This is a genomic window from Bradyrhizobium sp. (assembly GCF_004799445.1).
Lineage (GTDB): Bacteria > Pseudomonadota > Alphaproteobacteria > Rhizobiales > Xanthobacteraceae > Bradyrhizobium.
Map to the genome: position 1 here is coordinate 1 of NZ_SSNA01000169.1, position 14233 is coordinate 14233.

General features: G+C 63.4%; 10 protein-coding genes and 1 tRNA gene. 6 read left to right on the top strand and 5 right to left on the bottom strand.

All coding sequences use genetic code 11. The annotated features are described in order from the left end of the window. Positions 1-8: 8 nt before the first annotated feature. Both E8A46_RS21680 and cpdR read right to left on the bottom strand, forming a co-directional pair. Positions 9-83, bottom strand: a tRNA-Val gene (locus E8A46_RS21680). Positions 84-238: 155 nt separating this feature from the next. After that, complete coding sequence (gene cpdR, locus E8A46_RS21685; protein WP_291565845.1) at positions 239-598, bottom strand: cell cycle two-component system response regulator CpdR; 360 nt, start codon at positions 596-598, stop codon at positions 239-241. A 302-nt stretch (positions 599-900) separates the two neighbouring features. Between cpdR and E8A46_RS21690 the strand changes: the two genes are divergently transcribed. From E8A46_RS21690 to E8A46_RS21700, 3 genes are all read left to right on the top strand, one after another. Beyond that, positions 901-1788 (top strand): N-formylglutamate amidohydrolase, encoded by an 888-nt coding sequence (locus E8A46_RS21690; protein WP_291565682.1) that lies wholly within the window; start codon positions 901-903, stop codon positions 1786-1788. 491 nt (positions 1789-2279) lie between these two features. Further along, positions 2280-3062, top strand: coding sequence for a histidinol-phosphatase (gene hisN / locus E8A46_RS21695; RefSeq protein WP_291565847.1), 783 nt, complete (start codon positions 2280-2282; stop codon positions 3060-3062). A gap of 12 nt (positions 3063-3074) precedes the next feature. After that, positions 3075-4043 carry a tripartite tricarboxylate transporter substrate binding protein gene (locus tag E8A46_RS21700; RefSeq protein ID WP_291565684.1) on the top strand — a complete coding sequence of 323 codons (969 nt, stop codon included), beginning with the start codon at positions 3075-3077 and terminating at the stop codon, positions 4041-4043. A 457-nt stretch (positions 4044-4500) separates the two neighbouring features. Here the strand turns inward: E8A46_RS21700 and E8A46_RS21705 are convergent, their stop codons facing one another. Further along, the gene (locus E8A46_RS21705) at positions 4501-5391 is read right to left on the bottom strand and encodes a LysR substrate-binding domain-containing protein (RefSeq protein WP_291565686.1); all 891 of its coding nucleotides are present in this window, start codon (positions 5389-5391) and stop codon (positions 4501-4503) included. 96 nt (positions 5392-5487) lie between these two features. Here E8A46_RS21705 and E8A46_RS21710 point away from each other — a divergent pair, with 96 nt between their 5' ends. Further along, positions 5488-6243: a sulfite exporter TauE/SafE family protein gene (locus E8A46_RS21710; RefSeq protein ID WP_291565688.1), complete on the top strand. Its 756-nt coding sequence runs from the start codon at positions 5488-5490 to the stop codon at positions 6241-6243. Positions 6244-6250: 7 nt separating this feature from the next. Here the strand turns inward: E8A46_RS21710 and E8A46_RS21715 are convergent, their stop codons facing one another. Beyond that, complete coding sequence (locus E8A46_RS21715; RefSeq protein ID WP_291565690.1) at positions 6251-7198, bottom strand: alpha/beta hydrolase; 948 nt, start codon at positions 7196-7198, stop codon at positions 6251-6253. Between the two features lie 226 nt (positions 7199-7424). Here E8A46_RS21715 and E8A46_RS21720 point away from each other — a divergent pair, with 226 nt between their 5' ends. Continuing rightward, positions 7425-7901 carry an Hsp20 family protein gene (locus tag E8A46_RS21720; protein WP_291565693.1) on the top strand — a complete coding sequence of 159 codons (477 nt, stop codon included), beginning with the start codon at positions 7425-7427 and terminating at the stop codon, positions 7899-7901. Positions 7902-8071: 170 nt separating this feature from the next. On the opposite strand, the gene E8A46_RS21725 is transcribed toward E8A46_RS21720, so the two are convergent. Next, positions 8072-8893, bottom strand: coding sequence for a hypothetical protein (locus tag E8A46_RS21725; RefSeq protein ID WP_291565695.1), 822 nt, complete (start codon positions 8891-8893; stop codon positions 8072-8074). A 460-nt stretch (positions 8894-9353) separates the two neighbouring features. Between E8A46_RS21725 and gltB the strand changes: the two genes are divergently transcribed. Continuing rightward, positions 9354-14087 carry a glutamate synthase large subunit gene (gene gltB, locus E8A46_RS21730; protein ID WP_291565697.1) on the top strand — a complete coding sequence of 1578 codons (4734 nt, stop codon included), beginning with the start codon at positions 9354-9356 and terminating at the stop codon, positions 14085-14087. The last annotated feature ends 146 nt before the right edge of the window (positions 14088-14233 follow it).

The following is a 14233-nucleotide window of genomic DNA, read 5'->3' on the forward strand; positions in this document are numbered from 1 at the left end:
GGACTGGATGGTGGGCGCGACAGGGATCGAACCTGTGACCCCCTCGATGTCAACGAGGTGCTCTCCCGCTGAGCTACGCGCCCTTAACCTGACGTGACGGGTGGGGTCCGTATATCGGCTCCAAAGCGGGCAGGCAACCCATAGCGTTTTCAAGCGAAGTGGGTGCCGGTTCGCGTCAAGAAAACGCGTCAAAACAAAAAGCTAGGCCAGATCCTGGCCCAACAGGCTTTGGCCCTATTCAGGCCGCCAGCATCTTATTCACTTCGCTGACCAATTCGCGAAGATGGACCGGCTTCGACAGCACTTTTGCATTTTTGGGCGCATCGGAATCGGAGTTCAGCGCCACCGCGGCAAAGCCGGTGATGAACATGATCTTGATGTCGGGATCGAGTTCCGAGGCGCGGCGCGCCAGCTCGATGCCATCCATCTCGGGCATCACGATATCGGTCAGCAGCATCTCAAACGGCTCCTCGCGCAGCCTTTGATAGGCCGACATGCCGTTATCATGCGGGGAAACCTGAAAACCGGCGTTTTCCAGTGCCTTGACCAGGAAGCGGCGCATGTCGTTGTCGTCTTCGGCGAGGAGGATTTTATGCATGGCGGTTGGTCGTAATCCCGTTTGGAGGATCAATCCGCTCACTAAGCCCGATAGAGGGTAAATTTCGGGTGAAAGGGAACGGCGTGCGGCCGGCGGTTGACGGTGTTCTTTCTGGACCGGAACGCGCCTCGAATCAATGAAGCCGGGCATTTTCCGCTGGCAAGAGACGTTCCAGCCGGATCGCTGTTTTTTTCACTTGGCAGATCGACCGCGATTACCGACAATGAGTCCTCATAAAAACTCCGGTTTTCTGGCAGGAATGACGTTTCCAGAACGGCGGTTTCGAGGGACGGCGCCCGACAATGACCCTGTTTGACGGAGAACTGTCGCCGCCGTTCGAGATCGTGGAGCCGGCCGCCTGGCGGGCCCCGATCATTTTCAACTCTCCGCATTCCGGATCGGTCTATCCGGACGAATTCCTGAGCGCGTCGCGGATCGACCTTGCGGCGCTGCGCCGCTCCGAAGATTCGTTCATGGACGAGCTGATCGCCGGCTTGAGCGGGCGCGGCTTTCCGACCGTCAGCGTCAACTTTCCCCGCTCCTATGTCGACGTTAACCGCGAGCCCTATGAACTCGATCCGCGGATGTTCCTGGGGCGCTTGCCGAGCTTCGCCAATACGCGGTCGATGCGGGTCGCCGGGGGACTCGGCACCATCCCGCGGGTGGTCGGCGACGGCCAGGAAATCTACCGCGAGCGCCTCTCGGTCGACGACGCCCTGGCGAGGATCGAGGCGCTCTACAAGCCCTATCACCGCGCGCTGCGGCGGCTGATCAACAAGGCGCATCAGGCGTTCGGGACAGCGGTCGTGGTGGATTGCCACTCGATGCCCTCGATCGGCGTGTCGCGGGATGAGCCGCGGCGGCCGGACGTGGTCATTGGCGACCGCTACGGCACCAGCTGCGCACCGCTGCTCGCCGACGTGGTCGAGGAGACCATGAGCCGGCTCGGCTATTCGGTCGGACGCAACAAGCCCTATGCCGGCGGTTTCATCACCGAGCATTACGGCAATCCGGCCTCGGGGCTGCATACCGTCCAGCTCGAACTCAACCGTGCGATCTACATGGACGAGCGGCGGCGCGAACGCAGCGCGCGGTTCGCGCAGGTGGCGAGCGATTTCGTGATCCTCGCCGAAGTCCTGGCCGCCGTTCCGCTCGACGATCTCGGGCCGTTCCAGGCGGCGGCGGAGTAGATCTCGCTTCACCCAAGAGATAAATGACGGCTTCAAGAAAAAAGGGCCGCTTGAGTAAACAAGCGGCCCAAGTCTAGGGAGGAAACGCCCAAGGAGGGCAGCGATAACGCCAAAGCGCTACCGCACCGCACCAATATGCGACCGCGCTGCACAAAGTGCAAGGGCTTTTCACTCATTTCCAGTGCATAATGGGTAAGCTTTACACGCAGGCCCAAAGAAGCCCGGTCAAGCCATTTTCCATCATTATTTCAATTAATTGGGCGCCAAAACGGCGAACCGTACCCCGCCTGGATCGAAGGTTATCCCGGCGCTCTCGAATTCGTGATCGGGTGTGTCATCATAAAATACACCTTCGCGCCGGCTGATTCGAAAACGAAATAATCACGGCCAGGGCCCGGCGCGCGGTGCGTTAACCGTGCGCAATTTGCAGGATTGCGCTAGGCAGGAGCCGCGAGATGTTTCGCTCCCGCGCCATACCCCAAGGAACCGCCGTGACGGTCATCGATTTTACCGCCTTCATCGGCCGCCTTGCGACCGCCTCCGGTGAGACCATTCTGCCGTTCTTCAGGACGTCGCTCAGCATCGACAACAAGGGCGCGGCCCATGATTTCGATCCGGTGACGGAGGCCGACCGCGCGGCGGAAGCGGTGATGCGCCGGCTGATCAAGGCCAACTTTCCCCAGCACGGCATCGTCGGCGAGGAATTCGGCAGTGAGCGCGAAGATGCCGAATATGTCTGGGTGCTGGACCCGATCGACGGTACCAAATCCTTCATTTCCGGCTTTCCGATCTGGGGCACGCTGATCGCGCTGTTGCACAAGGGCACGCCGGTGTTCGGCATGATGCACCAGCCCTTTATCGGCGAGCGCTTTTCCGGCGACAGCGGCTCGGCGCATTATTCCGGGTCGGCCGGGATGCGGAAACTGGCGGTGCGGCGCTGCGTGTCGCTGCAGGATGCGACGATGTTCACGACCAGCCCGCTATTGATGAACGCCGCCGACCGCGCCGCCTTCGGCCGCGTCGAACAAGCGGTGCGGCTGACGCGCTACGGCGGCGACTGTTACTCCTATTGCATGCTCGCCGCCGGACATCTCGATCTCGTGATCGAGACCGAACTGAAGCCCTATGACATCGCGGCATTGATTCCGATCATCACCGGCGCCGGCGGCGTCGTCAGCACCTGGGACGGCAAGCCGGCCCAAAGCGGCGGACGCATCATCGCGGCGGGCGACCCGCGCGTGCATGAAGCCGCGATCAAGCTGCTCAATGGTTAGGTCGGAGTTTGCATGAGAGTTCCAGGCGCGCTTGCTACCGGATTGTCCCTGCTGTGGCTGTCGGCATCGGTTGCAGCTGCGGAGTTTCCCGACCGAGCGATCCGGCTGATCGTGCCGTTTCCGGCCGGAGGCCCCAACGACATCATCGCGCGGGTGATCGGCCAGCGCATGTCGGAACTGACCGGGCAGCCGGTGTTGATCGACAACCGCGGCGGACAGGGCGGCGTGCTTGGAACCGACGCGGTGGCGAAGGCGAAACCGGACGGCTACACCATCGCGATTTCGAGCGCCGGTGCGCTCGCCATCAGCCCCACCATGGAGAAGGTCGCCTACGAGCCGCTGAAGGACCTGCAGGCCATCACCCTGGTCGCGAAGGTGCCGGAAATGCTGGTGGTCGCGACCAATGTTCCCGCCAAGAACATGAGCGAACTGGTCGCGCTGGCCAAGGCGCAGCCCGGAAAACTCAATTTCGCATCGTCCGGACCCGGCAGCCTGCCGCATCTGGCGGGCGAGCTGCTCAAGCTGACGGCGAAAATCGACATCGTGCACGTGCCCTATCGGGGTGCGGCTCCGGCCGTCAACGATATGCTCGGACAGCAGGTCCAGATGGTGTTTCTCGATCTCCCGATCATCCTGCCGCAGATCAAAGCCGGCGGGTTGCGGGCGATTGCGATCGGCGCGCCGGAGCGCGCGCCCACGGCGATGGACGTGCCGACCACGGCCGAAGTCGGAATGCCGGATCTGCAGGCGGAAAACTGGTACGGCATGGTGGCTCCCGCCGGCACGCCGGCGGCGATCGTCGCCGCCCTGAACCGGATCGCGACCGAGGCGATGCGCGATCCCGTCGTCAAGGAAAAGCTCGCCATTCAGGGCGCCACGCTGATCGGCGACAGCCCGGAGCAGTTTCACGCCTTCATTGCAACCGAGATCGAGAAATGGGCGAAAGTGATCAAGGACGCCGGCGTCGCCACCGAGAAGTGATCTATCGAAGCACGATTTTTCGGAGACCCTTCGTGGACCTTCACCAATTCGCTAACGCGCTTCCTGCGATCAACAACATCTCTACAATCACCGCTATTGGATGCGTGTTTCCAACATATTTTCTTTATCTTCGCCCTCCGACCTATAGACGGATTTTGTCCTTGGGTATCCTCTGCGGCCTCGCGACGTTAGCGGTCGCGATCACGACGACATTCTTTCATCCGGCCCCAGCCCAGTATTCTCGATTTGCAGCGCTCTTTCCTGTTCTCGTTTTTTCGCCTCTCGTCATTGTATTGATCGCAATACAAACACGCATCAAACAGGTAACCCGCGTAGGTTTATGGAGCACGGTGGTCTTGGCATGTGTCGCTGCTGACTGGGTAGGAATTTATGTTTTTACTCTGGTTCTTCAACCGTAAGGGTCCGCCAACTGATCTGAAGCTTCATACGAACTCTCTTACCGCGCCGCTTTCCGCAAATGATCGACGAGAAGTTTGGCCGGCCTTGGCAGGGTCGCAAAACTGCGGGCGCAGATCACGAGCTTGCGGTTGGCCCAGGCGTCGTGGATCGTGAGGTGCGTGATCGGCATCGATCGCGCGCAACGTCTGGCGGCGGCCTCCGGCACCACGGCAATGCCGACACCTGCGCCCACCATCTGGCAGATCGCGTCGAAATCCCTCAAGCGCGCCCGGACCCGCAACCGCACCCCCAGCCGCGCCGCATGCTTGGCGATATGGACCTGGAGCGCGGTCGAATTGGTCAGTCCGACGAAATCGCGATCCGTCACCTCCGTAAAATCGATGCCGCGCCGATTGGCAAAATCGCCGCGCCGCGGTGCTACCAGCATCAAGCGGTCCTCGCTGAACAGGAATCGCTCGAAATTCTCGGGCACGGCGTGCTCGGCGGCAAAGCCGAGATCGGCCGCACCGCTGGCGATCGCCGCGACGATATCGGTGCTTTCGCGTTCCTCGACGTCGAGGCTGATGTCGGGATGTTCGCGCAGGAATCCCGCGAGCGCCTTCGGCAGGTGCTCCGATAGCCCGGAGGTGTTGGCGAGCAGATGCACGCTGGCCCTGACACCACTGGCGTAAGCGGCGAGATCGCCACGCATCATGTCGACATTGTGCATGATCAGCCGGGCGTGATCGCGCAGGCTTTCGCCGGCCGCGGTCAGCTCGATGCCGCGGCGGCGGCGCTTCACGAGCGCGACGCCGAGCGCGGCTTCCAGGCCCTTGATCCGGGCGCTTGCGGAGGCCAGCGCCAGATGGGCGCGCAGCGCGCCATGGGTAATGCTGCCCGAATCCGCCACCGCGATAAAGAGCTGCAGGTCAACCAGATCGAAACGCATGGCGGATCTCTTTAGCCATCTGCCTTCGTCGTGGCCGAAGGCTTATTCAATAAGCTCCAGATTGTGCCGATCCGCCCGATCGGTCAATCTGGCGGCATGTCCGAATCTCTCCTGCTTTTCATTACCGCGGCATTCCTGCTGGCGGGTTTCGTCAAGGGTGCGCTCGGGCTTGGCCTGCCGACGGTGTCGGTGGGCCTGCTCGCGGTCACGATGCCGCCGGCGCACGCGCTCGCCCTCGTCATCGTGCCCGCGATTCTGACCAACATCTGGCAGACCTTCGTCGGCCCCTATCTGCGCGACATCATGCGGCGGCTGTGGCCGCTGCTGCTGGGTTTGGCTGTCGGCATCCGGTTGAACGCGGGATCGATGACCGGTCCCTATGCGCGCTACAGCACGATCGTTCTTGGCGTCCTGCTGATGATCTATGCGGTCATCGGCCTGCGCAAATTCGTCTTCAGCGTCGCGCGACGCGATGAAAAATGGATCGGCGCCATCATCGGCCTGATCACCGGCGTCATCTCCGCGGCAACCGGCGTGCAGGTCATTCCGTCGATGCCGTACTTTCAGGCGATCGGCATGGAGCGGGACGAGCTGGTGCAGGCGCTCGGGGTGTTCTTCACCGTCGCGACCGTGGCGCTGGCGTTCAACCTCTCGAGCGCCGGACTGCTCGACGAATCGACCACGTGGCCCGGCGTCATCGCACTGGCGTGCTCGTTCACCGGCATGGCGGTCGGGCAAGCGGTGCGCTCGCGGATGCAGCCCGATGTCTTCCGCCACTGGTTCCTGATCGCGATGATCCTTCTCGGGATCTATCTGTCAGGCAGCGCGATCTACAATCTCGCGCGGCCCTGATCGGCCTTCACCCGAACAGCGGCGTGCCCGGCACGAAGGCGTCGAACGCCGCCCAGAACTGGGCGCGATAGCGGTCCTGCTCCTGCAGGATTTCGTGTTTGGCCCCGGCGATCACCAGATGCGAGCCGGCACGCAAATGATAGGCGAACTCCTCGATCGCCGGCGTCGAGACCACGGTGTCGTTGGAGGCCGCCAGCATCAGGATCGGTTGACGAATCTCGAGCGGATAGTTCGCGGCACGAAAGCTGTGCATCGCCGTGAGCGCGGCATCGGCCCAGGCCACCGTCGGCGACGCGAGGCCCAGCGTCGGATCCTCCTCGAGAATGGCGGCGTTGCGGGCGTAGCGCACGGGGTCGCTGGTCAGGGGATTGTTGACGAACGACTCAGTGCCGGACAGCGCGTCACCGCCGCCGGGAATGTAGCGGCCGCCCAATCCCGCGAGCCGCAGGACGCGCAACAGCGCGCGCGCCGGCAGCGAGGTTTGGTATCCGGGAAGATCGATCATCGGCGCCGACAGCACCATGCGGTCGAACCAGCGCTTGCCGGCATGGGCGACCCGCAGCATCACCGCGCCCCCCATCGAGTGCGCCAGCGCAAAATACGGCGGCGGGCAATCCGGCAGCACCACCTGCTGCACGAAGGTTTCGACATCCACTTCGAAGTCGGAGAAATTGCGGACATAGCCTTTGCGTGGATCGCGCAGCCGCCGCGACGAATGGCCCTGCCCGCGCCAGTCGATCATTGCCACCGCGAAGCCGCGATCGCGCAAATCGCGCACCGTCTCAAAATACTTTTCGATCGGCTCGCTGCGGCCGGTGAAGACGCAGACCGTACCCTTGCGGCCGGCGGGCGGCGCCCAGCGCGCAAACCGCAATTCCGCGCCATCCGGTGTCTTGATGGTGCCGGAGACGACGTTCTCCGGCACGGGATTGGCGGGGATCGAGACGAGCGACATGGGCGGCGGACCGGCTAGGTGAAAAGGCCTGAAAATCAAGGGGCGGGCGTATCAAAAAGGGCGACGTCGCCTACTCTTGAACGCGTTTGGGCCCCTCCCATATCACCTTCGTGCAGGCCGCTACCAGTGTTTCGGGAACCCCGAAGCGTAAGGCTGCACGATAGACGAAGGCCCGGCCCGATGGCGGGCGGGTTCACTTTAACAGTCGCTCAATGGAGGACTACCCATGCGTACCTACGATCTCGCCCCGTTTTATCGTTCCACCGTCGGCTTTGACCGGTTCTTTTCCCTGCTCAATCAGGCGACCGCCGACGGCAGCCCCGGCTATCCGCCCTACAATATCGAGCGCACCGGTGAGAACACCTACCGCATCAGCGTCGCGGTCTCCGGCTTTTCGCAGGGCGAGCTTTCGATCGTCGCCAAGGAAAACACACTGACGATCAAGGGCGAGAAATCCGCCAATGAGAACGGCAAGGACAAGTCCGAGCTGCTCTATCGCGGCATCGCGGCGCGCGCCTTCGAACGCGCCTTCCAGCTTGCCGATTTCGTGGTGGTGAAAAACGCCTCGCTGGAGAACGGTCTGCTCCACGTCGATCTCGTGCGCGAGATTCCCGAGGCCAAGAAGCCCCGCAGCATTCCGATCGCCACCAACGTCCAGTCGGCGCCGGCGATCGAAGGCTCGGCCGAGAAGGCCGCCGCGTAACGCGCCGCCTTCGCGCCAGATTTACGAATATGAAAACGCCCCGGGAAACCGGGGCGTTTTTTGCGATCGCTTCTCCATCGTCATTCCGGGATGGTCCGAAGGACCAGACCCGGAATCTCGAGATTCCGGGTTCGATGCTGCGCATCGCCCCGGAATGACGATACTCGATTTCACTCCAGCCCCTGCACGTTGGGCATTGGCTGGGTCGGCTGAATCTGCGCAGCCGGCTTGGCCTCGACGACCGGGGGCGCGGCCTGCGGCGTTGCCGGCGCATCAGCCGGTTTTGTCTGCACGGCGGCCGATTGCTGTTTCGGCTGCACCGGCGGCACGACAGGCTTTGCCTCGATCACGGCAGGTGCAACCTGCGGCGTAGCCGGTGTATCGGCCGGTTTTGTCTGCACCGCGGCCGACTGCTGCGCCGGTTCGGGCGCGGGTTTCTGGGCCAGCGGCTTTACCTCGTCGATGTGCCGCGGCGACGCCTTCGGCATCGGCACCGTTGCCGGCATGCGGCTCGCCACCTTGGGCACGGAAGCCGGCGGCCGCGGCACTCCGCTCAGATTGCCGACCGGGGGCGGCGGCCCCGCCGGCCCGCGGGTTGTCGGCATATCCTCATTGAAATTCACACCCATCCGGTACGCCGCCGGCACGAAGCGGACGATCTGCCCATTGCGGGCGTCGATCACCAGCCGGCCGTCGTCGCCACGGCGGTCGATCACCGAAATGACGTAGAACAGACCACGCTGCCGCGGAATTCCAAGCGGCGAAAACCCGCTCTCGCGAACGACGGTGTAGACTTCCTGCGGCGGCAGCAAAGTCGGGCCGTAACCCGGCACCGGGACCTCCGGCGGCATCGCCGCATAGGGCCCGCCGAAGTCGGAGACGACTGTATACGGCGAGCGGCCGATTTCACCCGGCGCAACCCCTTGCGCATTCGCGGCCACAGCCGTGAGAACCAACCCGGCCGACATGACCCACCCTGTGAGCAATTTCATTGTCCGACGCTCCTGAAACGCCCCCATGCCCAGAGCGTTTCCGCTCTCTTTCCCGGGGGCGAATTTCATGGCTGAATCCGGCGGACCTTGGGCCGGATCACGGCGCGCTTGCCTCAAATCAGGGGCGAGGCCACCATTGTGATCATCGGGCCCTTGGGAACAGTCGGCGAGCGACTTTCACGCGCTTGTGTGATAGAAAAAAATTTGGCATGGTCGATGTTAGGACAGCAAGGCTGTCTTAATTTCGGCTGCAAACCCGGCACGGGGATTGCAGCGCAAAGTTGGGCGTCGAGACGCCCTTGGGTTGAAGGCAAGGCCGTTCGTCGGGGACGCTGAACGCCCGGGCCTGAATTTAGGAAATCGAGGCTCGCGGAGGACGAGCGGTGGCCCGGTGGGTGCCGCAAACGCCCAAGGTGCGCCGACGACGGTGAGGCCCTTAGCCTTATTGAGAGGACTTGAGATGAGCGGGTCGGAGTTCGAGCGCGAAAACATCGTGGCGGATGCGCTGTCGGCGGCTCCGGATTCGAAACCGGCCGAGCCCGCGCGCGAACACAGCTGGCGGCCGCCGGCCGAAGGCATGTACGATCCCAGCCTGGAGAAGGATTCCTGCGGCGTCGGCTTCATCGCCAATATCAAGGGCAAGAAGTCGCATCAGATCGTGTCCGACGCGATCAGCATTCTCTGCAATCTCGAGCATCGCGGCGCGGTCGGCGCCGATCCGCGCGCCGGCGACGGCGCCGGCATCCTGGTGCAGATTCCGCACGCTTTCTTCGCGCGCAAGGCCAAGGATCTCGGCTTCGCGTTGCCGCAGCCCGGCAACTACGCGGTCGGCGCGCTGTTCATGCCGAAGGAAAAGGCCTGGCGCAAAGTCATCCAGAGCATCATCGCCGACCAGATCAAGGCCGAGGCGCTGACGCTGCTGGGCTGGCGCGACGTGCCGACCGACAATTCCACGCTCGGCGAAACCGTCAAGCCGACCGAGCCTGCCAACATGCAGGTGTTCATCGGCCGTGGCGCGCACATCAAGAGCGATGAGGATTTCGAGCGCCGGCTCTACATCCTGCGCAAGTCGATCTCGCAGGCGATCTACCTGCGCCGCGACCGCGGCCTCGCCGGCTATTACCCGGCGTCGATGTCATGCCGCACCATCGTCTACAAGGGCATGTTCCTCGCCGACCAGCTCGGCACCTACTATCCCGACCTGCATGAGCCCGATTTCGAGAGCGCGCTGGCGCTGGTGCACCAGCGCTTCTCGACCAACACCTTCCCGGCCTGGTCGCTGGCGCACCCCTACCGGATGGTGGCGCATAACGGCGAGATCAACACGCTGCGCGGCAACACCAACTGGATGGCGGCGCGGCAGGCCTCGGTGCATTCCGAACTCTACGGCAAGGACATCAGCCGGCTGTGGCCGATCTCCTATGAAGGACAAAGCGACACCGCCTGTTTCGACAACGGCCTCGAATTCCTGGTGCAGGGCGGCTACTCGCTGCCGCACGCCGTCATGATGATGATTCCGGAAGCCTGGGCCGGCAATCCGCTGATGGATGAAGAGCGCCGCGCCTTCTACGAATATCACGCCGCGATCATGGAGCCGTGGGACGGCCCCGCCGCGATCGCCTTCACCGACGGCCGCCAGATCGGCGCCACGCTCGACCGCAACGGCTTGCGCCCGGCGCGCTATCTCGTGACCTCTGACGACCGCATCGTCATGGCCTCGGAAATGGGCGTGCTGAAAATCCCCGAGGACCAGATCGTCACCAAGTGGCGGCTGCAGCCGGGCAAGATGCTGCTGGTCGACCTCGAACAGGGCCGGCTCATTCCGGACGACGAGATCAAGGCGCAATTGGCCAACAACCATCCCTATCGCGAATGGCTCGACCGCACCCAGATCGTGCTGGAGGAACTGCCGGACGCGCCGACCAAGGGCATGCGCTCGAACCTGCCGCTCTTGGACCGGCAGCAGGCGTTCGGTTACAGCCAGGAAGACATCAACATCCTGATGACGCCGATGGCGTCCACCGGCGAGGAAGCCAACGGCTCGATGGGCAACGACACGCCGATCTCGGCGCTGTCGGACAAGCCGAAGCCGCTGTTCACTTACTTCAAGCAGAATTTCGCGCAGGTCACCAATCCGCCGATCGATCCGATCCGCGAGGAACTGGTGATGAGCCTCGTCTCCATCATCGGCCCGCGGCCGAACCTGTTCGATCTGGAAGGCGTCGCCGGCACCAAGCGTCTCGAAGTGCGCCAGCCGATCCTGACCGACGCCGACCTGGAAAAGATCCGGTCGATTTCGGATATCGCGGACACCCATTTCAAGTCGCGCACGCTCGACACCACGTTTCATGCCGGGCTGGGGGCGGCGGGACTTGAACAGGTGCTCGACGAATTGTGCGCGCGCGCCGAAGCCGCCGTTCGCGAAGGCATCAATATCGTCATCCTGTCTGACCGCATGGCGGGCACCGACCGGATTCCGATCCCCTCGCTGCTGGCCTGCGCGGCGGTGCATCATCATCTGATCCGCACCGGGTTGCGCACCTCGGTCGGGCTTGTCGTCGAATCCGGCGAGCCGCGCGAGGTGCATCATTTCGCCTGTCTCGCCGGCTACGGCGCCGAGGCGATCAATCCCTATCTGGCATTCGAGACCATCATCGCGATGAAGGACCGGCTGCCGGCGGCGCTGGAAGACTATGAAATCGTCAAGCGCTACATCAAGTCGATCGGCAAGGGCCTGCTGAAGGTGATGTCGAAGATGGGCATCTCGACCTATCAGTCCTATTGCGGCGCGCAGATTTTCGACGCCGTCGGGCTGAAGGTCGATTTCGTCTCGAAATATTTTGTCGGCACCCACACCCGCATCGAAGGCGTCGGTCTCGCCGAAATCGCCGAGGAAACCGCGCGCCGCCATGCCGACGCGTTCGGCGATTCAATGGTCTACAAGAACGCGCTCGACGTCGGCGGCGAATATGCCTACCGCACCCGCGGCGAGGATCACGCCTGGACCGCCGAGTCGGTCTCGACGCTGCAGCACGCCGTGCGCGGCAATTCGCTGGAGCGCTACCGCGCGTTCGCCAAGATCCTCAACGAGCAGTCCGAGCGGCTGTTGACGCTGCGCGGCCTGTTCAAGCTCAAGACCGCCGAGGACGAGAAGCGCAAGCCGGTGCCGCTCGACCAGGTCGAGCCGGCCAAGGAGATCGTCAAGCGCTTCGCCACCGGCGCGATGTCGTTCGGCTCGATCTCGCGCGAGGCGCACACCACGTTGGCGATCGCGATGAACCGGATCGGCGGCAAGTCCAACACCGGCGAGGGCGGCGAGGAGAGCGATCGTTTCAAGCCGATGCCGAACGGCGATTCCATGCGCTCGGCGATTAAGCAGGTCGCCTCGGGCCGCTTCGGGGTCACCACCGAATATCTCGTCAACGCCGACATGATGCAGATCAAGATGGCGCAGGGGGCAAAACCCGGCGAAGGCGGACAATTGCCCGGCCACAAGGTCGATGCGACCATCGCCAAGGTGCGGCATTCGACCCCCGGCGTCGGCCTGATCTCGCCGCCGCCGCACCACGACATCTATTCGATCGAGGATCTGGCGCAGCTGATCTACGACCTGAAGAACGTCAACCCCGACGGACAGGTGTCGGTCAAGCTGGTCTCCGAAATCGGCGTCGGCACCGTGGCCGCCGGCGTCGCCAAGGCGCGCGCCGACCATGTCACCATTGCCGGCTTCGAAGGCGGCACCGGCGCCTCGCCGCTGACCTCGATCAAGCACGCCGGCAGCCCGTGGGAAATCGGCCTTGCCGAAACCCACCAGACGCTGGTGCGCGAGCGGCTGCGCAGCCGCATCATCGTGCAGGTCGATGGCGGCTTCCGCACCGGACGCGACGTCGTGATCGGCGCGCTATTGGGTGCCGACGAATTCGGCTTCGCCACAGCGCCGCTGATCGCGGCCGGCTGCATCATGATGCGCAAGTGCCATCTCAACACCTGCCCGGTCGGCGTCGCCACGCAGGACCCGGTGCTGCGCAAGCGCTTCACCGGCCAGCCCGAGCACGTCATCAATTACTTCTTCTTCGTCGCCGAGGAAGTCCGCGAGATCATGGCCGCACTCGGCTATCGCAGCTTCAACGAGATGGTGGGCCAGACCCAGATGCTCGACCAGTCCACCCTGGTGGCGCACTGGAAGGCCAAGGGGCTGGATTTCTCCAAGCTGTTCGTGCGGCAGAAGGAAGAGAAGGGCCAGAAGATCTATCATGCGGAAAACCAGAACCATCACCTGGAGGCCGTGCTCGACCGCACGCTGATCGAAAAGGCGCAGGCCGCGCTCGACCGCGGCGCGCCGGTTAGAATCGAGATGGAAATCAACAACACCAACCGCAGCGCCGGCGCGATGCTGTCGGGCACGCTGGCGAAAATCTACGGCCATGCCGGCCTGCCGCACGACACCATCCAGGTCAGCTTCAAGGGCACCGCGGGCCAGGCGTTCGGCGCGTGGCTGGCCAACGGCATCACCTTCGACCTCGAAGGCGAAGGCAACGACTATGTCGGCAAGGGCCTGTCCGGCGGACGCATCATCGTCAAGCCGCCGCGCAATTCCGGCATCGTGCCGGAGGAATCCATCATCGTCGGCAACACCGTCATGTATGGCGCGATCGCGGGCGAATGCTACTTCCGCGGCATTGCCGGCGAACGCTTCGCGGTGCGCAACTCCGGCGCGGTCGCCGTGGTCGAGGGCGCCGGCGATCACTGCTGCGAATACATGACCGGCGGAATCGTCGTAGTGCTCGGCAAGACCGGGCGCAACTTCGCGGCCGGCATGTCCGGCGGCATCGCCTATGTGCTGGACGAGGCGGGTGACTTCCAGAAGCTTTGCAACATGGCGATGGTCGAACTCGAGCCGGTGCTGTCGGAAGAGATGATCAACGAGAATGCCTACCATCAGTCGGGCGATCTCGAAGCCCATGGCCGGGTCGACGTGTTCCAGAACCTGCTCGATTCCGATGTCGAACGGCTGCACATCCTGATCACGCGCCACGCCAAACTGACGGGCTCGCGACGCGCCGCCGAGATTCTCGCGAACTGGACGGCTTGGCTGCCCAAATTCCGCAAGGTGATGCCGGTGGAGTACCGCCGCGCGCTGAAGGAACTGAAGGCGAACGCCGACGCCGAGCCGAAGATCGCGATCGGGGCGTGAGCAAGCAGCGGGAATTTCTCAAACGTCATTGCGAGCGCAGCGAAGCAATCCATGGACTTTTACGCGGATGCCAATGGATTGCTTCGTCGCAAGCGCTCCTCCCAATGACGCGGAAGGGCCGTCAGCACTAACGAACCATCCTTCAA

Bases quoted from the DNA above. Each gene is read 5' to 3' on its own strand.
- cpdR (WP_291565845.1), bottom strand. From the start codon at position 598: ATGCATAAAATCCTCCTCGCCGAAGACGACAACGACATGCGCCGCTTC.
- E8A46_RS21690 (WP_291565682.1), top strand. From the start codon at position 901: ATGACCCTGTTTGACGGAGAACTGTCGCCGCCGTTCGAGATCGTGGAG.
- E8A46_RS21700 (WP_291565684.1), top strand. From the start codon at position 3,075: ATGAGAGTTCCAGGCGCGCTTGCTACCGGATTGTCCCTGCTGTGGCTG.
- E8A46_RS21705 (WP_291565686.1), bottom strand. From the start codon at position 5,391: ATGCGTTTCGATCTGGTTGACCTGCAGCTCTTTATCGCGGTGGCGGAT.
- E8A46_RS21710 (WP_291565688.1), top strand. From the start codon at position 5,488: ATGTCCGAATCTCTCCTGCTTTTCATTACCGCGGCATTCCTGCTGGCG.
- E8A46_RS21715 (WP_291565690.1), bottom strand. From the start codon at position 7,198: ATGTCGCTCGTCTCGATCCCCGCCAATCCCGTGCCGGAGAACGTCGTC.
- E8A46_RS21720 (WP_291565693.1), top strand. From the start codon at position 7,425: ATGCGTACCTACGATCTCGCCCCGTTTTATCGTTCCACCGTCGGCTTT.
- E8A46_RS21725 (WP_291565695.1), bottom strand. From the start codon at position 8,893: ATGAAATTGCTCACAGGGTGGGTCATGTCGGCCGGGTTGGTTCTCACG.
- gltB (WP_291565697.1), top strand. From the start codon at position 9,354: ATGAGCGGGTCGGAGTTCGAGCGCGAAAACATCGTGGCGGATGCGCTG.